Here is a 19307-nt window from a genome sequence, read left to right as displayed (position 1 = left end):
TACTCCGGACGGTTCGTGAAATGGGCGAAAAGTGTTCTGGCGCTGACAGTTCAGATCGTCAAACGCAGCGACGACGCTGCCGGATTCACTGTTCTGCCCCGCCGCTGGGTGGTCGAGCGGACCTACGCCTGGATCAGCAAACACCGCCGATGCGTCCGCGACTACGAGACCCGACCCGACCACCACGAAGCCATCGTCTATATCGCCATGATCGCCGTCATGTCACGCCGCCTCGCCCGCACCTGACCCAGTTCTCAGACGCTCACTAAGAGATGTCGGCGGCGCTGGAGCCGGTGACCGCGTAGGTGATCGAGATTTCGATTCCTTGTCGATCCGTAGGCGATGGATCCGCAGACCGCGACGCAGCCGCCGACGGTGCGCACGATCGCCAGGAAGACGCCGCCGAGCACCCGCGGCCACACCGGTTTGCCCCACCCAGGTTTACTGGAGCGAATTCACAGGCTTTCTCGAGGAACGGTACCGACAATGCCGTAGGTGCCCGTAGTCCGCGCCCCGCTCGCCGCGCCAGCGCCCCCCGTGACACCGCCGCCACCACCGAAGCTGCCTTCGGCGAATCTGAATCCGAACTACCAGAACGGCTTTCATCACGGCGTATCGCTGCTGCACGGCTGGCTCCCGGTCACCGTGGAATTGGTCGCGGTGGCGGCATTCATCCTGGCGATCGGCTGGCGGACCCGACGCTGGCGGCTGGTGCTGCTGCCGGTCAGCGTGGTGCTCGGCGCGGCGGGTGCGGTGGCCGCGTGGGCATATGTCAACGATCAGGGACTGGCCTCGGATCCAGCGCCGGTCGAATTATGGGCCTGCGTCGGCATCGCGGTAGCGGCGATCGCGGTCGCTGCGCTCGGCTGGCGCAGTGCCAGGTGGTGGCGACGCGGTGTCTCGGTACTTGCCATACCGCTGGCACTGTTGGGCACCGGCATAGTGCTCAATCAGTGGGTCGGCTACTACCCCACCGTGCAGTCCGCGTGGAATGCGCTCACCGCGGGTCCACTGCCGAATCAGACCGATATCGATGCGCTGCCGGGTCTGCGCAATACCGATATCAGCGCGGGCAAGATCGTGCCGGTGCGAATTCCGGACGCAGGCAGCGGTTTTCCGCATCGAACCGAATACGTGTACCTGCCGCCGGCCTGGTTCGCCGGTCCGACGCCGCCGACGCTGCCGGTCGTCATGATGATCGGCGGCGAATTCAATACCCCCGCCGACTGGATACGCAGCGGCCAGATCATGCCCGAGGTGGACAAGTTCACCTCCGCCAACGCCGGCCGCGCGCCGATCCTCGTGTTCGTCGATTCCAGCGGCAGCTTCAACAATGACACCGAGTGTGTGAACGGTCCGCGCGGCGACGCCGCCGACCATCTGACCCGAGATGTGCCCGCCTACCTCCGATCTCGGTTCGGCGCCTCGGCCGATCCGGCGGACTGGGCGGTGGTCGGCTGGTCCATGGGCGGCACCTGCGCGGTCGATCTAGCGGTGATGCACCCCGAATTGGTGCACACCTTCGTCGATATCGCGGGCGATCTGGGCCCGGCCTCGGGCAATAAGGAACAAACGATCCGAAGGCTTTTCGGCGGCGACGCCGACCGCTGGGCCGCCTTCGATCCGCTCACCGTCATGGCCGAACACGGCCCTTACACCGGCATGGCGGGTCTGTTCGATGATCTCACCCCACCCAAATCCGGTCCGGGATCCCATGGCGCACATCAGCAGGCCGTAGCCGCCGATGACGACACCGTCGGCATGGGCGGCTACGACGGAGTTTTCGACACCGGTGAGGTCGGCGCCGCCGAAAAGCTCTGCGACGCAGGCCACGAGGTCGGCATAGATTGCACCATCCACACCACCCAGGGCGGCCACACCTGGCAATTCGCCTCGGCCGCGTTCACCTCGTCGTTCCCCTGGATCGTCGCCCGTGTCGGTCTACCGGTGCCCGACGCGACCTGAACCCGATTGCGGGGTCGATGAATCGAGCTTCGGCTCAGTCCGACGCTTCGGCCGGTACGACCGACTCCACACGGAAGGTTCGGCGATAGGCCAGCGGCGCAACGCCGATGGAATCGTGCAGGTGTTGGCGTAGTGAGCTGCCGGTCGCGAAGCCGACCTCGCCAGCGATGCGGTCCACGGTCATATCGGTCGATTCGAGGAGTTGGCGGGCGCGCAAGACGCGCTGTTGGATGAGCCAGCGCCCCGGGCTCGTGCCGACCTCGTCACGGAAGCGACGGGCGAAGGTGCGCTTGCTCATTCGGGCTCGGGCGGCGAGATCATCCATGGTCAAAGGCAATTGGAGATTCTCGACAGCCCAGTGCCTGGCGGCCGCGGTGCCCGCCGAGGTCGAGGGCGGCACCGGCTGTTCGATGTATTGGGCCTGGCCGCCATCACGCCACGGCGGTACGACGCAGCGGCGCGCCACCGTATTGGCGACCGCGCTGCCGTGGTCGCGGCGCACCAGGTGCAGGCACAGATCTATGCCTGCCGCAGCGCCCGCCGAGGTGAGCACATCATCGTCGTCGACATAGAGGACATCGGTATTCAGTCGCACCCGCGGAAAGGTGCGCCGGAACAGCTCCGCCACATTCCAGTGCGTCGTGGCGGGACGACCATCGAGCAATCCGGCGGCGGCGGTGACGAATGCGCCGGTACAGATCGACACGATGCGGGTGCCCGGTCGGATGCGCGCGAATGCCGCGGCCAGCGGGGGCGGCAGCGTGCCACCGAGCGTCATATCGATATCGCAGGCCGGAATGACCACGGTATCGGCGGTCGCCAACGCACGGCTGTCGTGCTGGACGGCTATGGCGAAATCGGACCGGCTCGGCACCGGTGCGCCATCGATCGAGCAGGTGCTCACCTCGTACAGCTCCGCGGCGGTGCCGAAGACCCGACTCGGAATGCCGAGCTCGAAGGGATACACCCCGTCCAATGCGAGCACGACCACCCGATGTCGCGCCGACTGTCCATCCGAGGTAGCGACCATGGCACGATCATATTGAATATTGGCAATCGTGCCATCTCCGCTGTCGGACATCTCGGCTATCGCCCTGGCCCGCCGCGCCGGAATCCCGGCGTAGGGCAGCACAAGTTTTCGGCCGTGTTTATGGCGTGCATCACATTCGAGACCTACCATCCGAAGCATGAGCAATGTTGCGAAGGCTGTCCTAGAAGGTGGGCCGAAAGACTTGCCCGCACGCATCGTTCCGATCACCCCGCCCGGCGTCGAGCTCAAGGTCGAATTCCGCGGCGGATATGAGCACTTCAAGGTCACCAACCGGGAGGCCGATACGCCCGAGGGGCGGCTGCGGGTCTACGAGTGGTCCGATCGGACACGCATCGCGGAGTAACCAGCTCGCATCCAGCCCGAAACGCACTCGGGGCGGTCCGCATGTCCGCGAACCGCCCCGAGGCGAACAACGATGATGTGCCGTGTCAGTCCTTGGCACCAACCTCGTCGGAGATGTCGACCATTGGACGCAGTGACGTTCTGCACGTCATCCAGTCCGATGGATCGATATCCCGCGTCAGTCCTGTTCGAGCTGGGCACCGACCTCGTCGGAGATGTCGACGTTGGTGTAGACGTTCTGTACGTCGTCGCTGTCCTCGAGCGCGTCGACCAACTTGACCACCTTGCGCGCGCCGTCGACGTCCACGGCCACCGATACCGACGGCTGGAATCCGGATTCGGCGGAGTCGTAATCGATTCCGGCGTCCTGCAGCGCCTTGCGCACCGGGATCAGATCAGACGGTTCGCTGATGACCTCGAAGGAATCACCGAGGTCGTTGACCTCCTCCGCGCCCGCGTCGAGCACGGCCAGCAGCACATCGTCCTCGGACAGCCCGTTCTTCTCCAGGGTCACGACGCCCTTGCGATGGAACAGGTAGGAAACCGAGCCCGGGTCGGCCATATTGCCGCCATTGCGGGTCATCGCCACGCGTACTTCACCGGCGGCGCGGTTACGGTTGTCGGTGAGGCATTCGATCAGCACCGCGACACCATTGGGGCCGTAGCCCTCGTACATGATGGTCTGCCAGTCGGCGCCGCCGGCCTCTTCACCGCCGCCACGCTTGCGGGCACGCTCGATGTTGTCGTTCGGAACCGACGACTTCTTCGCCTTCTGGATGGCGTCGTACAGCGTCGGATTGCCCGTCGGGTCACTGCCACCAGTGCGGGCCGCCACCTCGATGTTCTTGATCAACTTGGCGAAGAGCTTGCCGCGCTTCGCGTCGATCCCCGCCTTCTTGTGCTTGGTGGTGGCCCATTTGGAGTGGCCGCTCATTCCCTACTTCCTCCAGTCGACAGCACTTCTGATCGTGCGCACGATACCCGCACCGGCCGGGTAGACAGCTCTGCCAGCCTACTCGTCCGGTTATGGCGAGTTTCCCAGGGCGACTACTAGGCGTCGCGAACCAGATCGACGAACATCCGGTGCACCCGCAGATCGCCGGTGACCTCCGGATGGAATGACGTCGCGACCACCCGGCCCTGCCGCACCGCGACAATGCGTCCGGCAGCCGGTCCACTCGGGACCGTTGCCAGCACCTCGACACCCGCGCCGACCCGCTCCACCCACGGCGCCCGGATGAATACCGCGCGCACCGGGCCATCGGTCAGGCCGGCGAACTCCAGATCGGTCTCGAACGAGTCGACCTGACGGCCGAAAGCGTTGCGCCGCACCGTCATATCGATACCGGACAGATGTTGGGCATCGGGGCGGGTGTCGAGTACCTCGGCGGCGAGCAGGATCATCCCGGCGCAGGATCCGAAGGCGGGCATACCTTCCCGCAGCCGCGCGCGCACCGGTTCGAGGAGTTCGAAGACCTCCAGCAGCTTGCTGATCGTGGTCGATTCACCGCCCGGCAGCACCAGCGCATCCACCGCCGCGAGCTCGGACGCGCGACGCACCAGCACCGGTTGCGCACCGCATTCCGCGAGTGCCGCGACGTGTTCGCGCACATCACCCTGCAGCGCCAGCACGCCGATGGTGGGCTGGTCGGGACTCTGCTGCGCGCCCGTTGCGGGCGCGGCGACCGATGCATTCACGCCATGAGCTTACGAGGCGCGATGTCGTGGCCCTGCTCACGGTAGTCGTCAACGTTGTGTCAAGACCGGGTTCATCTGTCCGAAAGCGGTCGACACTCACACATGTGATTACCGTTTTGCCACACAAGGCGCCCGCGCCACGTGCGGAAGCGAATGCTGTCTCGACCACGCACCAGGGGTTGACCGTTTCGACCGGCTTGGCGGGGCTATCCCTCGATGCCATGGCATCGGTCTCCTACGGTCCGGAAGCCATCGTGCTGGTGCTGGCCACCGCGGGCGGCGTCGGACTCGGCATGACACTGCCGGTGACCCTCGCGATCGCCGCCCTGCTCGCCGTACTGGTCGCGTCCTACCGGCAGGTGATCGCGGCCTTCCCCGACGGCGGTGGCGCGTACGCGGTGGCGAAACGGCATCTCGGCCACCGTGCCAGCCTGGTCGCCGCTGCCTCGTTGATCGTCGACTACATCCTCAATGTCGCGGTCTCGATCGCGGCCGGTGTTGCCGCCCTGACCTCGGCATTCCCGGCGCTGCACGGGTATAAGGTGTGGATCTGCCTCGCCATACTGACCGGTGTCACCGCGCTCAATCTGCTCGGCATCCGAGAAAGCGCGCGCGCCTTCATGCTGCCGACGATCGTCTTCGTCGTCGGCATCTTCGCCGTCATTATCGGCGGGCTGATGCGCTCCGAACCGGCCGCGATCACCACCGGGACCGCGGCAGTCGGCGATATCCACACCATCGGAGTGTTGTTGCTGCTCAAGGCATTCTCCAGCGGGTGCGCGGCGCTGACCGGTGTCGAGGCGATCGCCAATGCGGTGCCGAGCTTCGCCGCGCCGAAGGTGAAACGCGCACAGCGTGCGGAGGTCGCGCTCGGTGCACTGCTCGGCATCATGTTGATCGGGCTCGCGGTGCTCATCCAGAAATTCGCGTTGCGCCCGATCGAGGGAACGACCGTACTCTCCCAGGTCACCGAGGCGGCGCTCGGGCACGGAATCGGCTACTACATTGTGCAATTCGCGACGGTCGTGCTGCTGGCGCTGGCCGCCAACACTTCCTATGGCGGATTGCCGACGCTCACCCGAATCCTCGCCGACGACAACTGCCTGCCGCACCGATTCTCGGTTACCTCGCCACGTCAGGTGTACCGCTACGGCGTGCTCACCCTCGGCGTGACTGCCGGAGTGCTGTTGATCGCGGCGGGCGGCAATATGAACGCGCTCGTTCCCTTGTTCGCGATCGGCGTCTTCGTCGGATTCACCATCGCGCAGACCGGTATGGTCCGGCACTGGCGGCAGACCAGGACCGCGGGCTGGCACTGGCGGATCGCACTCAACGGCTTCGGCGCGCTGCTCACCTGCGTCGCCGCGATCGTCACCACCGCAATGAAATTCACCGATGGCGCGTGGTTGATCGTGCTGGTGCTGCCCGCACTGGTGCTCGGCATGGAGCGAATTCGTGGCGCCTACACCAGAATCGGCGGCTGGCGCGGCAACGGTGCGATCCCGGGCCAGCCACGGGCCACCGGCACGGAGATCGTGGTGCCGATCTCCGAGGTCTCCGAACTCAGCCGCGAGGCGCTCTCGGCCGCTATGTCCATCGGCAAAGACATTGTCGCCGTGCATGTTTGCCTACCCGGCGAATCGGTGCGGGCATTCACCAAGGCCTGGGAGGCCTGGCATCCCGAGGTCCGGCTGGTCCTGCTGGAGGACAGCGATGCCACCGTCGGCGGCCCCGTCGCCCGCTATGTCCGCGAGAACTTCCCCGGACGGCGCAAGGTCGTCGTCATCGCTGAGATCGATCCGCCGAGCGGCTGGGACCGAGTGCTGCCCAGCCACCGCAGCGATGAACTCGAACGCGAACTCCGTCGGATAACCGACACGGTGGTCTGCCACCTGCGCGTGCAGGTGGTCTGAGCCCGACGAGGCTCAACCGGCCGCGGTGGTGTGCGTCGGCCACACTCACGCCACCGCGGTCGAGCCCGGGTCAGGTTGTGAATGTGCGGCTTCCTCATTCTTGACGCCTTGAAACCGTCGTTCCTGGTCGGCGACTGCGCGGCAGTCTACGAGCCACCCGAACGAATACCGGCCCCACAAAGTTTCCCACCACTGGGAACAGTATGCGGTTGCCCGCTACTCCCCGCGCGGCGTGCGAATCAAGCCCTCCTGCACAACCGCCGCGACCAACTCACCCGCGCGGTTGAAGATCTTGCCGCCGGTCAGTGCGCGACCGAAGCCCGCGGACGGGGAGGACTGGTCGTAGAGCAGCCAGTCGTCGGCACGGAACGGGCGCAGGAACCACATGGCGTGATCGAGTGAGGCATTCTGGGTCGGCTCGTCGGGGTGGGTCACCTTCGAGGAACCGAGCAGGGTCATATCGCTCATGTAGGCGAGGGTGCAGACGTGCACCACCGGCGCGTCGGGCAGCGGATGCCGGTAGCGGAACCACACCTGCTGCGGGGAGACCACGCCGTCGCGGCGAGTCACTACATCCTGCGGCACGGTGCGGATATCCCAGTGCTCCCATTCACGCATTGCCCACAGTCGCTCGGGGCTCAGGGTGATACTGGCATCGGGCAGCTCATCCGGATCCTGCACCGACGGCATTTCGTCCTGATGTTCCGGCCCCGAGTCGCCGACATGGAACGACGCCGACATGGTGAAGATCGCGGCGCCGTCCTGTACGCCGGTGACCCGCCGAGTACAGAAGGACCGACCGTCGCGGATCCGCTCGACGAGGTACACCGTCCGCTCTGCCGGATTTCCGGGCCGCAGGAAGTACCCGTGCAGTGAATGCACCTGGAACCGCGGCTCCACCGTCCGCACCGCCGACACCAGCGCCTGGCCGGCAACCTGTCCGCCGAACGTGCGCTCGAGCTGGGTCTTGGTGGACGCGCCACGGAAGATGTCCCGCTCGAGCCGCTCGATCTCCAGCGCCTCTTCGATTGTCGCCATGACGGCGAGATTATCCCGAGCGCCAACGCGGCCTGTCGGTGACCTCTCGGCAATAGCGGCATCCACCGCCCAGAACGGGTTCGACAGCATCGTTTGATGGAATGGATCGGTGCCGCATTTCGCTCCGATCACCCGGGACGGGCTCGTCGAACTCATCACCGATCACATCCGCGAACTCGACGGGCGGGCGCTGATCGCCATCGACGGAGCCGACGCGGCCGAACCCGTGGCTATCGCGGACCATATCAGCACCGCACTGCGCGACACCGGCCGCGCCGCCGAGGTCGTCTCGCTGCATGACTACATCCGCCCCGCCTCGCTCCGCATGGAATTCGGCCGCACCGACGAAATGTCTTATCGCACCGCCTGGTTCGACTATGCGGCACTGGACCGCGAAGTCATCCGGGCGCTGCGTGACGACGCCCGCTGGCTCTGCGCGCTCTGGGACGAGGATCGCGACCGCTCGGCACGGTCCCCCATCCGTACCGCCGTCCCTGGCACTGTCCTGCTCGTCGCGGGTCCCATGCTTTTGGGTCGAGGTCTCGACTTCGATCTGACCGTCCACCTCGACATGTCCGAACCCGCGCTGCACCGCCGCACCCCACCCGACGACCGGTGGACCATCCCCGCCCTCCTCCACCACGACCGCGACAACCCCAGCGCCCCAACCTTTTTCATCCGCTGGGACCACCCCGATCGTCCGGCACTCCGAATAGACGACACCGCTCGTCGGTAGACATCTTCATCTTCATCCGAGAACGTCGACTCCTCCCCTCCTCTGCAATCTTTTCGGGAGACAGACATCTCCACACCCTCGACCGGCATGCATCTTTTAATGCGCATATCTCAGTATCGACATGTGTTTCTTTCTGGACCACCAGAAGCCCTTCTCGGAATCCGCTGCGGAAGCCCCCAACGGATGCGAACCCCTGAGCAGCGTGCAGATATTCGCGATGGTAAACGCAATGAGGCGGCGAGCACAGTGCTCGCCGCCTCGAATCACCAACTCCCCCGGCCGAACCGACTGTGGCCGGATCAGGACTAGCCGCAGGCCGTCGACTGCTGACCGAGGGTGGTCAACATGGTGCAGGCCCAGCTCTTTTCGACCTTCCACTTGCCGTCCTCGGCGACGAACGGCACATCGACGACGTTCTCCTGGCCGTTGATGGTGAAGTTCGCCTTGGCATTGAGTGCGTCACCGAAGGCATTGACCGCGGTGACCTCGGCCTTGGCGCCCGCCTGCTGGTAGGCCTGTGCCAGGCGGTTCGGCAGTTCCGGATCCGCCTGCGTACCCTGCACCAGATCCAGCTTCTCCGAATTCGGCACCGACGGGTCCAGCGCACGGAGCAACTGGGCGTTGAGGTCGGCAACGCTCGGGGTCGGCGGGAGGTTCGCATTCGACTTCGTCACGCTGGTCGAGGTCTTGGTCGGCGTGGACGCGGTTGTCGAGTCATCGCTGCCACACGCCGATAGGCTGAGCGCGGCCAAGGCGGCCAGACCCGCGATCGCGATGCGTCCGGTCTTACGAAGCTTCAACTGATCATCCTTTGCTGTTCGGACAGGTCCGTAACCCCGACGGTGCCGCACCAACCGCGCGCACGGCCGCCGACATGCACTGAATTCCGAAGCTAGCCACCGACTCTGTGGCGGGCATAAGACAACAGTGAGGGCCGCGATAGTTTCTGCCCTACCCACCATCGCCCAAGACGAGCAACGCCCGCGGCGGTGGATCACACAATCCCGGTGCCGCGGACGTCGTTTCGGTTCGGCGCTGACGCAGAATCACCAACCGCGCTCGGCCAGCCGATGATCGACCGGCAGTTCCTCGACATTGATGCCGACCATGGCCTCGCCCAGACCGCGCGAAACCTTGGCGAGCACATCCGGGTCGTCGTGGAAGGTGGTCGCCTTGACGATAGCGGCGGCGCGCTCGGCCGGATTGCCGGACTTGAAGATGCCCGAGCCGACGAACACACCCTCGGCGCCGAGCTGCATCATCATCGCCGCATCGGCGGGGGTGGCGATACCGCCCGCGGTGAACAGCACGACGGGCAGCTTGCCGGTCTGCGCGACCTCACGCACCAGGTCGTACGGTGCCTGCAATTCCTTGGCCGCGACGAACAGTTCGTCCTCGGGCAGTGCGGACAGCTTGCGGATCTCGGCGCGGATCTTGCGCATGTGTGTGGTGGCATTGGAGACGTCACCGGTGCCCGCCTCACCCTTGGAGCGGATCATGGCCGCCCCCTCGGTGATCCGACGCAGCGCCTCACCGAGATTGGTCGCGCCACAGACGAACGGCACGGTGAAGTTCCACTTGTCGATGTGGTTGGCGTAGTCGGCGGGGGTCAGCACCTCGGATTCGTCGATGTAGTCGACGCCGAGGCTCTGCAGGATCTGCGCCTCGACAAAGTGGCCGATGCGCGCCTTGGCCATGACCGGGATCGAGACGGCGGAAATGATGCCGTCGATCATGTCCGGGTCGCTCATCCGGGAGACGCCGCCCTGTGCGCGGATATCGGCCGGCACCCGTTCCAGCGCCATCACAGCGACCGCACCGGCGTCCTCGGCGATCTTGGCCTGCTCGGGGGTGACGACATCCATGATCACCCCGCCCTTGAGCATCTCGGCCATCCCGCGCTTCACGCGGGCGGTGCCGATGGTGTTGGTGGTCTCGGGCGTGGTCACGGCAAACTCCTGAGTCATGTGCGCCAATCGGGTCGCTTGAAACTAACGTCACCGATTCTAAGCGGGCCGCTCGAGCCACTTGATAGCCAGTTGGACAGCACTGGCCTTGCCCCGACCAGCGGGTCTGCGTCCGGTCCGCAACCACTGGACCGGTCACGAGGCGGATCGTCGGGCCAGCGCGAGTCCGGCGCCGCCCCGACGAACACCCGGTCGGGAACTACAGCGGGCCGACTACCAGCAACTGAGCCCAGTACTGCGCGGCGTCGGGACCCAATAACGGCAACAGGAAATCGAACAACAGGTAGGACATGTACTGCTTCTTACCTTCCACACGCCAACGGACCATCACTCTGTAGTGGAAGTACCACCAGAACTCCCCGGCAGCGCTCCCCCACCAGCACTACCCAGGCGGCGGCAATCCAGTCGCGACGCTATCACGATCGTGAAACACATCACAGTCGAGAGATCCAGGCGCGCATGCTGATCGGGGGATGCTCGGCCTGAGCGTCGATTCGGCGGAAGCCTGCGCAATCGAGAATGAAGTGCGCGTTCGGGCAATTCCGCCTACCGAATGGACCGCACCTCAGGATCGGAATCGCCCGACGCGGCCGCTGCGGCTTCCGGAAGCAACTGGTCCAGGTGGTAGGGGTAGACAGTCTCGCCGGTGTGGTCGAACGCGACGATATCCGAGCCGGTGCACCACCTGTTGTCGGTGATGCTGCGGCGCTCGACCGCGGTCAGATCGGCCGGCTCGGGGTCGAAGGCCGGGACGCGCAGTGCGAAGAACAGTTCCTCGGCGCGGATGAGTTCACCGTCGAACGGGAATACCGCGACCCGCCGCCAGATCGGACCGCGCAGGTCGGCCGGATCCGCGGTGTATCCCGTCTCCTCCCACAGCTCCCGCACCGCGGCACTGCGCAGAGTCTCCCCCGGTTCCACGCCGCCGCCGATGGTGAACCAGAAGGAGACATCGGGAGTCTTGGGATCGTTGCCGCGCATGAGCAGTACGCGGTCCTGTTCGTCGAGCAGCACCACGCGCGCCGAGGTGCGGACCGTGTCGACGACCAGACCGGTCGAGGCGGCGGGGGTAGCGCGTTCACTGATTTCGAAATACGTCGGCAACGGTGCGGTACCACCCAGGTGCAGGATGCGGACCGGGCGGCGGGTGCGCAGGGCGAGGGTATCGCGCACCGCGTCGTTGTGGAAGCGGCGCGCGATCAGCACCCGGGCTTCGGCATCGGCGAGTTCGGCGACCTGCTGTGGACGCAACTGGGCGATATCGATCGTGGAAAGCGCTGCGGAGAGCTGATTTTCGATGGTTTCACGGTCGGCTCGGCCCGCCCGCTCGGCACGGTCGGCGAGTGTGGTCAGCCGTTTGGCCTGCTCCACCAGCGCGGAATCGGCGGTGGGGCCCGCCATGGCCACGGCGATCGACCTGGCCACCACCGCCCTTCGCGCCAAGGCACCGTCCAGGGCCTGCCAGGACTGATCTGACCGCACATGCAGCCGGTCGAGCCGGTTCGCCGTCGAGGCCGCCCATAGACCGATCGCGACGACCACCGCCGCGATGAGCGCGAGTACGAGAACCGTTGTGGCGGAGAAGGTAATCATCCAGCAGCCTGCACCATGCTATTGCCGATATCGTGACGCGTTCCACGCGTCACCCAGCCCTTGATCATCCGGCGGCCCGCACGCGCGTCTCCCCCACCGTGACGGTTTCGTAGACCCGCAGGATCTGTTCGGCGACCACCGGCCAGTCGTACTCGCCGACCACCTGATCGGCGGTGTGGATCTGGGCTTCGCGGCGAACATCATCGGTCAGCAGAGTGTCCAACGCGGCGGCGAGTCGAACCGAATCCCCCACCGGAACGAGCATTCCCGCCGTGCCATCGCGCAATACCCGACGGAAGGCGTCCAATTCGCTTGCCACCACTGCGGTCCCGGCCGCCATCGCCTCGATCAGAATGATGCCGAAACTCTCACCACCGAGATTCGGTGCGACATATACATCCGCGCTGCGCATCGCCGAGGCCTTCTCCGCGTCCGACACCTGGCCGAGGAAGCGCAGATGCCGGGCGAGCGACCCGGCCTCGCGGCGCAGTCGATCCTCGTCACCCCGCCCGACAATGAGGATCTCGACATCCGGATGCCGGCGCACCAATTCGGGCAGCGCGCCGAGCAGGACCTCCATCCCCTTGCGCGGTTCGTCGTAGCGACCGAGGAACAGCACCGTCCCACCCGCACGCGGATAGCCGGGCAGCATCGGGGCCCGCGCGAAGGCGGCCACATCGACACCGTTGGGGATCTCCACCGCATCCGAGCCGAGCGCCTCCACCTGCCAGCGTCGCGCCAGCTCGGAGACCGCGATTCGCCCACTGATCTTCTCGTGATAGGGCCGCAGCACACCCTGAAAGGTGCTCAGCACCAACGATTTCGTGGTCGAGGTGTGAAAGGTGGCCACGATCGGCCCCTCGGCGATCTTGAGCGCGAGCATGGACAGACTCGGCGCGTTCGGCTCGTGGATGTGCAGCACATCGAAGTCGTTGCCGTCGATCCAGCGCCGGATCCTGGTGTAGGCCATGGGGCCGAAGGACAATCGGGCCACCGAACCGTTGTACGGAATCGCCACCGCGCGACCGGCCGACACCACGAAGTCCGGCAGCGGAGTGTCCTCCGATGCGGGCGCGAGCACGCTCACCTTGTGGCCGCGTTCGATGAATACCCGCGCCAATTCCACGACATGGGCCTGCACACCGCCGGGGACATCGAACGAATAGGGGCAGACCATGCCGATTTTCATGGCGTCTTCTCCCCTTTGGCGCTTTCCATCCCGGCCTGCGCGGCGGCGATCCTGGCGCGCCGCTGCGCCGAAAGGTCCTGCTCCCATTGTGGCTGCAACATATGCCAATCGGCCGGATGCTCGGCGATATTGGCCGCGAACCGGTCGGCCAGCGCCTGGGTGGTTGCCGCGACACCGCCCGAAACATCCAGTGGCGCTTCGGTCTTCATCCCCCACCCTTCTCGACCATCGGCATCGACGGTGAACCAGATGTGCACCGGGATCAGCGCGGCGCCGGTCTCGATGGCCAGTTTCGCCGCGCCAGCGGGCAGCCAGGTGCGCTCGCCGTACATGGTCACCGGGACACCCTTACCGGTCAGATCCCGCTCGCCCATCAGGCATACGACATTGTTTGCACGCAGGCGGGCGGCCAGCGCGGTGAACGGCGGCTGCTCACCACCGGTCAGCGGGAATACCTCGAAACCCAGGCTCGTACGGTAGGCGACGAATCGCTCGAACAGCGACTCCGGCTTCAGCCGTTCCGCGACGGTCGTGAGGGTGCCATTGTGGTTGACCAGCCAGACCCCGGCCGCATCCCAGTTTCCGGAGTGCGGCAGCGCGAGCACCACACCACGACCCCGCGCCAGTGCGGCATCCAGATGCTCCACGCCGGCCAGGGGTGAACCGGTCAGTGCCGAGTGATCCATCGTCGGTAGTCGGAACGCTTCGCGCCAATAACGGGCATAGGACCGCATGCTCGCGCGGATCAGTTCGTCGGGCACCTCTGTCGGAGTCACGCCGAGTACGCGAGCGAGATTGCGCCGCAACTGATTCGGTTCACCACCGGCCCGGAAGACGCGATTCGCCTTGTCCGCGATCCGATTGCCGCCCCAATCGAATGCCCGCCGCGCCGTCGCCTCCGGCAGCGCGCGCACCAACCGCCAACCCGCCGCAAAGGCCCAATCCGTCAGTCCGGACTTGATCCGCGAACCGACGCTTTCGGACTGGGAACTCACGAGGGCAACTCCGTCGCATCCGCCGGATTCTGCGGCGGCGCGGGCGGAATCACATCCCGCGCCCCCGGCGAGTTCCGGACCGCCAACACCCGCTGGAACACCGTGATAATGCTCAACACCGCCAGAATCCACATCGCCACGTGCACGGCCCAGGTCAGCCATTCGATCCCCCAATACCCGCCGATACCGGTGAGTCCGGCACCGACCAACACGATGATCAGCCGATCCGGCCGCTCGATGAGTCCACCGTCCGCGGACAGGCCACTCGCCTCGGCGCGCGCCTTCGCATACGAAATCACCTGGGAGGTAACCAGAACCACCAGCGTCGCCGAGAACAGCGGCTTACTGTTCTCGTGATACACCGCCCACCAGGCCAACCCCGCGAAAATAGCGCCGTCGGCGAGGCGGTCACAGGTGGCATCCAGTACCGCACCGTATTTCGTGCCGCCGCCGCGCGCCCGTGCCATAGCGCCGTCGAGCATGTCGAACATGACGAACAGCCAGATCACCATGGTTCCCCAGAACAGATGTCCGGTCGGGAACAGGGTGACCGCGGCCGCGATCGAGGCGACGGTGCCGATCACCGTCATCACATCGGGGGTGAGTCCGGTACTGACAAGCGCTCTGCCCAGCGGCGCAGTCGCTTTGGAGAACGTCTCGCGGCCGAAGAAGCTGAGCACCCTACTCGACTTCCTTCCACGCCGCCGAAAGCAGCGCCCGAGTTTCCCGCAACAATTGCGGCATGACCTTCACACCGCCGACGACGGTGATGAAGTTGGCATCCCCGCCCCAGCGCGGCACGATGTGCTGATGCAGGTGGTCGGCGAGTGAACCACCGGCCACTCCACCGAGATTCAGACCGACATTGAATCCGTGCGGCCGCGAGACCCGTTTCATCACCCGGATCGCCTGCTGGGTGAAAGCCATCAGCTCGGCGCTTTCCTCCAGCGTGAGATCCTCGAGGTTGGCCACCTTGCGGTAGGGCACCACCATCATGTGTCCGGGGTTGTACGGATAGAGATTGAGCACGGCGTAGACGTGCTCACCGCGCGCGATGACCAGACCGTCCTCGTCCGACATCTTCGGGATATCGGTGAACGGATGGCCCGTCGCATCTTTCGGACTGGCGGCCTCGGCGATATAGGACATCCGGTACGGAGTCCACAACCGCTGCAACCGATCCGGCTCACCGGCCCCGGTATCCACAATGCTCCCCTGCTCGTCCGAGTCCGCGTTCACATCCGCGAACCCGGGCGCGGTCCACTCACTCATGCTCTGTCCATTCTGGTATGAGCGGGGCCCCTCCGTGGTTACGCAAGCTTCCTCCTCCGGGCCCTGACCGGTCATACCGTGCCCTTCACCACAAAACCCTCGGCGGTCGGCGAGGCGTTCTCCCGGTTGGCGATCCATTCCACGATCGTGGCCACCGCGGCGGCGACCGGCACACCATTGACCTGAGTGCCGTCGCGGAAGCGGAAGCTGACCGCGCCCGCGTTCACATCGCGCTCGCCGGCCAGCAGCATGAACGGGATCTTCTGTGCGGTGTTGTTGAAGATCTTCTTCTGCATCCGGTCGTCGCTGCGGTCGACCTGCGCGCGAATGCCCGCGTCCTGCAGCTGTTCGATGACCGAATCCAGATGCGGCGCAAAGGTTTCCGCGACCGGGATGCCGACGACCTGGACCGGCGACAGCCAGGCCGGGAAGGCGCCCGCGTAATGCTCGGTGAGCACGCCGAAGAAGCGTTCGATGGATCCGAACAGAGCGCGGTGGATCATGACCGGCCGCTGCTTGGTGCCGTCGGAGGCGGTGTATTCCAGATTGAAGCGCTCGGGCAGGTTGAAGTCGAGTTGGATGGTCGACATCTGCCAGGTGCGACCCAGCGCATCCTTGGCCTGCACGGAGATCTTCGGGCCGTAGAAGGCGGCGCCGCCCGGATCCGGGACCAGCTCCAGTCCGGAGGCCTCGGCCACCTTGGCGAGGGTTTCGGTGGCCTCATCCCAGGTCTCCTCGGAGCCGACGAACTTCTTCGGATCCTTGGTGGACAGCTCGAGGTAGAAGTCGTCGAGGCCGTAATCGGCAAGCAGGCCGAGCACGAATTGCAGCGTGCTGGTCAACTCGGCGTGCATCTGCTCCTTGGTGCAGTAGATGTGCGCATCGTCCTGGGTCATACCGCGCACCCGGGTCAGGCCGTGCACGACACCGGACTTCTCGTAGCGGTAGACCGAGCCGAATTCGAACATCCGCAGCGGCAGTTCCCGATAGGACCGGCCGCGCGAGCGGAAGATCAGGTTGTGCATCGGGCAGTTCATCGGCTTGACGTAGTAGTCCTGGCCGGGCTTGCGAACGGTGCCGTCCTCGTTCAACTCGGCGTCGAGGTGCATGGCCGGGAACATGCCGTCCCGGTACCAGTCCAGGTGACCGGAGACCTCGAACAGGTGCCCCTTGGTGATGTGCGGCGTATTGACGAACTCATAGCCCGCGGCGACGTGGCGGCGGCGCGAGTACTCCTCGAGCTCCTTGCGGATGATGCCGCCCTTGGGGTGGAACACCGGCAGACCGGAGCCGAGTTCGTCCGGGAAGCTGAACAGATCCAGTTCCAAACCGAGTTTGCGGTGATCGCGGCGCTCGGCTTCTTCGAGCAGGTGCACATGCTCGTCGAGGGCCTCCTGCGATTCCCAGGCGGTGCCGTAGATGCGCTGCAGATCCTCGCGGTTCTGGTCGCCGCGCCAGTAGGCGGCGGAGCTGCGGGTCAGCTTGAAGGCGGGGATGAACTTGGTGGTCGGAATGTGCGGGCCGCGGCACAGATCGCCCCAGACCTTTTCGCCGGTGCGCGGGTCCAGGTTGTCATAGATGGTCAGCTCCTTACCGCCGACCTCCATGACCTCCGGATCGTCGATACCGGACTTATCGCTGATCAGCTCGAGTTTGAACGGCTCCTTGGCCAGTTCGACCCGGGCGTCCTCGACCTCGACCACCCGGCGCGAAAACCGCTGCGCGCCTTTGACGATCTTCTTCATCCGGGATTCCAGCTTGGCCAGATCCTCAGGGGTGAACGGCCGGTCGACCCGGAAGTCGTAGTAGAAGCCGTCCTTGATGGGCGGGCCGATGCCGAGCTTGGCCTCCGGGAACTCCTGCTGCACGGCCTGGGCCAGCACATGCGCGGCCGAATGCCGGATCACGCTGCGGCCGTCCTCGGTATTGGCGGCGACCGGCTCGACCTCGACATCGGTGTCCGGGGTCCAGGACAGATCCTTGAGCCCCTCGGCATCGCGCACGACAACGATGGTGTCCGGCCCCTTGGTCGGCAGCCCCGCCTCGCGCACCGCGGCACCCGCCGTCGTCCCGGCCGGCACCCGAACGAGGGCGACAGGGCTGATAGGTGCTGAGGTGGTCACGGCGAGAGACTCCTTGGCGTTCGCTGGCGGGCGTGTTCCCGCGCTGGTGCGGGCGGCTGCCCACAGGTCATTGTCGGAGGCGAATTTGCTCCGGCGCGACCATGCTATCGGCACCCTGGCGGCCCCGCGTCGATGGACTCGGATCGCCGCGTCGTGGGTCGGCCGGCGCCTACGGACGTGACCCGAACGTGACATCCCAAGCAATCGGTTCGGTCATGCGACCGCATTTTTGCCACATTCCCGCGAAAGTGCACGCGCAGACCCGGCGCGAACAGTGGAGCGCCCGGCGTGAACGCCGAATGACCTTGCGGGCGATCAGCTTTCGGCCGCGAGCCGAGCCAGGAGTTTCGTGCGTTCGGCGGCCGGCCGCTTCGGGCAACTGGTGCACATTTCGCAGCCGGGCACCTCGAAGACCAGGCAGCACGAAATCCGGCGGACAAAGGTCCGCCCATCGACGTCCACGAACCGCGGTACCGGCAGCCTTCCGCCGACCTCGGTCGCGAGCCGCGCCCCAGCCTCGGGACTTCCGACATCGAGGGCCCGGTTCCCGATGGCGTCGGCGGCAATCGCCCAGAGCGACGGCACGCTCGCACCGGAGACCGCCGCCACGGGACCGATCACGGCGGCCAGGGTCTCCCGCAGTGCTTTCGCGCAGGCGTTGCCGAGCGCGGCGTCGGACTCACCCGGCGCGGCGTCGAGACCGTGCCCTTCGGGGTGGATGTGGACTCGTTCTATGCCGCCGTCCGGACGGACCGCACAATCGAGGCGGTCCAGGTACGGCTCCGGCGCGGGTTCGTCGTTCGCGTAGGCGCACGCCAGCTGTTCGACCAGTGCGGACGCGACCATGCACCACCAGAGCGTGCCGGAGACACGGGGTTCGGTGGTGCCCCAGGAGCGGCCCATTTCCGCGATGCGCGCCGACAGCCAGTCCGATTCGGTCAAGGTACGGCCAGGGACCGTATTCACCACTTCAGGGGACTGCGCAACCACTGCCATTCGACTCCGATCCAGCCGCCGACCAACCCGATTGTTCCCAATATCCATAGTGTCGCGAGAACCAGTGCGAAGGTAGCCACCGCCGCGGACACCCGCATGGCCGGGCCTCGTGCGGAGTACCACGCCATACCCCGCCGATACTTGTCACGCAGCCAGTAGAGCGTCCGGCGCGCCCAGGCGAATTCGGTGGCGAGAATGCCGAGTCCGGCGAATACGATCGCCCAGCCGGGTCCGGGATAGGGAATCGACAGGATTCCGATCATCAACACCGCGACCCCGACCACCGCGACCCCGATCCGGTAAGCGAGGTTGAGCGTAGGCCGCGCGACCAGTCGGGCGCGGACAGCGCGCCAACCGGTGCGCGTCGGCGCGGGTTCGGACTCCAACTCGACACTCATCTCCACCAGCCTACGAGCGCGATCGACCGGA

At 65.8% G+C, this 19307-nt stretch carries 20 protein-coding genes; 5 read left to right on the top strand and 15 right to left on the bottom strand.

Translation table 11 applies throughout. The annotated features are described in order from the left end of the window. Both AB0J29_RS02430 and AB0J29_RS02425 read left to right on the top strand, forming a co-directional pair. Window positions 1-246 (top strand): transposase (locus tag AB0J29_RS02430; protein WP_364777832.1); only part of this gene is annotated, 246 nt, incomplete at its 5' end. A gap of 249 nt (window positions 247-495) precedes the next feature. Then, window positions 496-1965: an alpha/beta hydrolase-fold protein gene (locus tag AB0J29_RS02425; RefSeq protein WP_364777829.1), complete on the top strand. Its 1470-nt coding sequence runs from the start codon at window positions 496-498 to the stop codon at window positions 1963-1965. A 34-nt stretch (window positions 1966-1999) separates the two neighbouring features. Here AB0J29_RS02425 and AB0J29_RS02420 read toward each other — a convergent pair whose 3' ends face one another. Beyond that, complete coding sequence (locus AB0J29_RS02420; RefSeq protein ID WP_364777826.1) at window positions 2000-2995, bottom strand: helix-turn-helix domain-containing protein; 996 nt, start codon at window positions 2993-2995, stop codon at window positions 2000-2002. A 157-nt stretch (window positions 2996-3152) separates the two neighbouring features. On the opposite strand from AB0J29_RS02420, the gene AB0J29_RS02415 reads away from it, so the two are divergent. Next, window positions 3153-3359: a DUF5988 family protein gene (locus AB0J29_RS02415; protein WP_364500327.1), complete on the top strand. Its 207-nt coding sequence runs from the start codon at window positions 3153-3155 to the stop codon at window positions 3357-3359. A gap of 177 nt (window positions 3360-3536) precedes the next feature. Here the strand turns inward: AB0J29_RS02415 and AB0J29_RS02410 are convergent, their stop codons facing one another. Together AB0J29_RS02410 and pdxT are read right to left on the bottom strand one after the other, a co-directional pair. Next, window positions 3537-4292, bottom strand: coding sequence for a YebC/PmpR family DNA-binding transcriptional regulator (locus tag AB0J29_RS02410; protein WP_364777821.1), 756 nt, complete (start codon window positions 4290-4292; stop codon window positions 3537-3539). Window positions 4293-4408: 116 nt separating this feature from the next. Continuing rightward, window positions 4409-5056: a pyridoxal 5'-phosphate synthase glutaminase subunit PdxT gene (gene pdxT / locus AB0J29_RS02405; protein WP_364777818.1), complete on the bottom strand. Its 648-nt coding sequence runs from the start codon at window positions 5054-5056 to the stop codon at window positions 4409-4411. Window positions 5057-5277: 221 nt separating this feature from the next. Between pdxT and AB0J29_RS02400 the strand changes: the two genes are divergently transcribed. Continuing rightward, a complete protein-coding gene (locus tag AB0J29_RS02400; protein WP_364777931.1) occupies window positions 5278-6969 on the top strand; it encodes an APC family permease in 1692 nt (563 codons plus the stop codon). Window positions 6970-7185: 216 nt separating this feature from the next. On the opposite strand, the gene AB0J29_RS02395 is transcribed toward AB0J29_RS02400, so the two are convergent. Further along, window positions 7186-8007 carry an acyl-CoA thioesterase II gene (locus tag AB0J29_RS02395; RefSeq protein ID WP_364777815.1) on the bottom strand — a complete coding sequence of 274 codons (822 nt, stop codon included), beginning with the start codon at window positions 8005-8007 and terminating at the stop codon, window positions 7186-7188. Window positions 8008-8116: 109 nt separating this feature from the next. Between AB0J29_RS02395 and AB0J29_RS02390 the strand changes: the two genes are divergently transcribed. Continuing rightward, on the top strand, window positions 8117-8743 hold the full coding sequence (locus AB0J29_RS02390; RefSeq protein WP_364777812.1) for a hypothetical protein: 627 nt from the start codon (window positions 8117-8119) through the stop codon (window positions 8741-8743). A 305-nt stretch (window positions 8744-9048) separates the two neighbouring features. Here AB0J29_RS02390 and AB0J29_RS02385 read toward each other — a convergent pair whose 3' ends face one another. The 11 genes from AB0J29_RS02385 to AB0J29_RS02335 form a co-directional block, all read right to left on the bottom strand. Then, window positions 9049-9543, bottom strand: a complete 495-nt coding sequence (locus AB0J29_RS02385; protein ID WP_364777809.1) for a hypothetical protein — start codon at window positions 9541-9543, stop codon at window positions 9049-9051. Window positions 9544-9789: 246 nt separating this feature from the next. After that, window positions 9790-10692, bottom strand: coding sequence for a pyridoxal 5'-phosphate synthase lyase subunit PdxS (gene pdxS / locus AB0J29_RS02380; RefSeq protein WP_364500313.1), 903 nt, complete (start codon window positions 10690-10692; stop codon window positions 9790-9792). Window positions 10693-10909: 217 nt separating this feature from the next. Next, window positions 10910-11038, bottom strand: a complete 129-nt coding sequence (locus AB0J29_RS02375) for a hypothetical protein (RefSeq protein WP_364777806.1) — start codon at window positions 11036-11038, stop codon at window positions 10910-10912. 218 nt (window positions 11039-11256) lie between these two features. Continuing rightward, complete coding sequence (locus AB0J29_RS02370; protein ID WP_364777928.1) at window positions 11257-12300, bottom strand: NUDIX domain-containing protein; 1044 nt, start codon at window positions 12298-12300, stop codon at window positions 11257-11259. A gap of 67 nt (window positions 12301-12367) precedes the next feature. Beyond that, on the bottom strand, window positions 12368-13492 hold the full coding sequence (locus tag AB0J29_RS02365) for a glycosyltransferase family 4 protein (protein WP_364777803.1): 1125 nt from the start codon (window positions 13490-13492) through the stop codon (window positions 12368-12370). After that, a complete protein-coding gene (locus tag AB0J29_RS02360; protein WP_364777800.1) occupies window positions 13489-14487 on the bottom strand; it encodes a phosphatidylinositol mannoside acyltransferase in 999 nt (332 codons plus the stop codon). The genes AB0J29_RS02365 and AB0J29_RS02360 overlap by 4 nt, the downstream gene beginning before the upstream one ends. Continuing rightward, on the bottom strand, window positions 14484-15167 hold the full coding sequence (pgsA, locus tag AB0J29_RS02355) for a phosphatidylinositol phosphate synthase (RefSeq protein ID WP_364777797.1): 684 nt from the start codon (window positions 15165-15167) through the stop codon (window positions 14484-14486). Before pgsA ends, AB0J29_RS02360 begins: the two co-directional genes overlap by 4 nt. A gap of 1 nt (window position 15168) precedes the next feature. Continuing rightward, the gene (locus AB0J29_RS02350; protein WP_364777794.1) at window positions 15169-15759 is read right to left on the bottom strand and encodes an HIT domain-containing protein; all 591 of its coding nucleotides are present in this window, start codon (window positions 15757-15759) and stop codon (window positions 15169-15171) included. 71 nt (window positions 15760-15830) lie between these two features. Next, the gene (gene thrS, locus AB0J29_RS02345) at window positions 15831-17882 is read right to left on the bottom strand and encodes a threonine--tRNA ligase (RefSeq protein WP_364777791.1); all 2052 of its coding nucleotides are present in this window, start codon (window positions 17880-17882) and stop codon (window positions 15831-15833) included. Between the two features lie 315 nt (window positions 17883-18197). Then, on the bottom strand, window positions 18198-18878 hold the full coding sequence (locus AB0J29_RS02340) for a (2Fe-2S)-binding protein (RefSeq protein WP_364777788.1): 681 nt from the start codon (window positions 18876-18878) through the stop codon (window positions 18198-18200). Beyond that, complete coding sequence (locus AB0J29_RS02335) at window positions 18845-19276, bottom strand: TIGR02611 family protein (RefSeq protein ID WP_364777785.1); 432 nt, start codon at window positions 19274-19276, stop codon at window positions 18845-18847. The genes AB0J29_RS02340 and AB0J29_RS02335 overlap by 34 nt, the downstream gene beginning before the upstream one ends. Window positions 19277-19307 lie beyond the last annotated feature (31 nt).

Origin of the sequence: Nocardia sp. NPDC049707, from assembly GCF_040674855.1 — a bacterium.
In the GTDB taxonomy this organism is placed as follows: domain Bacteria; phylum Actinomycetota; class Actinomycetes; order Mycobacteriales; family Mycobacteriaceae; genus Nocardia.
This window is presented reverse-complemented; position numbering and strand designations above follow the sequence as displayed.

Excerpts from the sequence above, each read along its gene's own strand:
- AB0J29_RS02420 (WP_364777826.1), bottom strand. The coding sequence starts at position 2,995 with ATGGTCGCTACCTCGGATGGACAGTCGGCGCGACATCGGGTGGTCGTG.
- AB0J29_RS02415 (WP_364500327.1), top strand. The coding sequence starts at position 3,153 with ATGAGCAATGTTGCGAAGGCTGTCCTAGAAGGTGGGCCGAAAGACTTG.
- AB0J29_RS02410 (WP_364777821.1), bottom strand. The coding sequence starts at position 4,292 with ATGAGCGGCCACTCCAAATGGGCCACCACCAAGCACAAGAAGGCGGGG.
- AB0J29_RS02400 (WP_364777931.1), top strand. The coding sequence starts at position 5,278 with ATGGCATCGGTCTCCTACGGTCCGGAAGCCATCGTGCTGGTGCTGGCC.
- AB0J29_RS02395 (WP_364777815.1), bottom strand. The coding sequence starts at position 8,007 with ATGGCGACAATCGAAGAGGCGCTGGAGATCGAGCGGCTCGAGCGGGAC.
- AB0J29_RS02375 (WP_364777806.1), bottom strand. The coding sequence starts at position 11,038 with ATGGTCCGTTGGCGTGTGGAAGGTAAGAAGCAGTACATGTCCTACCTG.
- AB0J29_RS02365 (WP_364777803.1), bottom strand. The coding sequence starts at position 13,492 with ATGAAAATCGGCATGGTCTGCCCCTATTCGTTCGATGTCCCCGGCGGT.
- AB0J29_RS02350 (WP_364777794.1), bottom strand. The coding sequence starts at position 15,759 with ATGAGTGAGTGGACCGCGCCCGGGTTCGCGGATGTGAACGCGGACTCG.
- AB0J29_RS02340 (WP_364777788.1), bottom strand. The coding sequence starts at position 18,878 with ATGGCAGTGGTTGCGCAGTCCCCTGAAGTGGTGAATACGGTCCCTGGC.
- AB0J29_RS02335 (WP_364777785.1), bottom strand. The coding sequence starts at position 19,276 with ATGAGTGTCGAGTTGGAGTCCGAACCCGCGCCGACGCGCACCGGTTGG.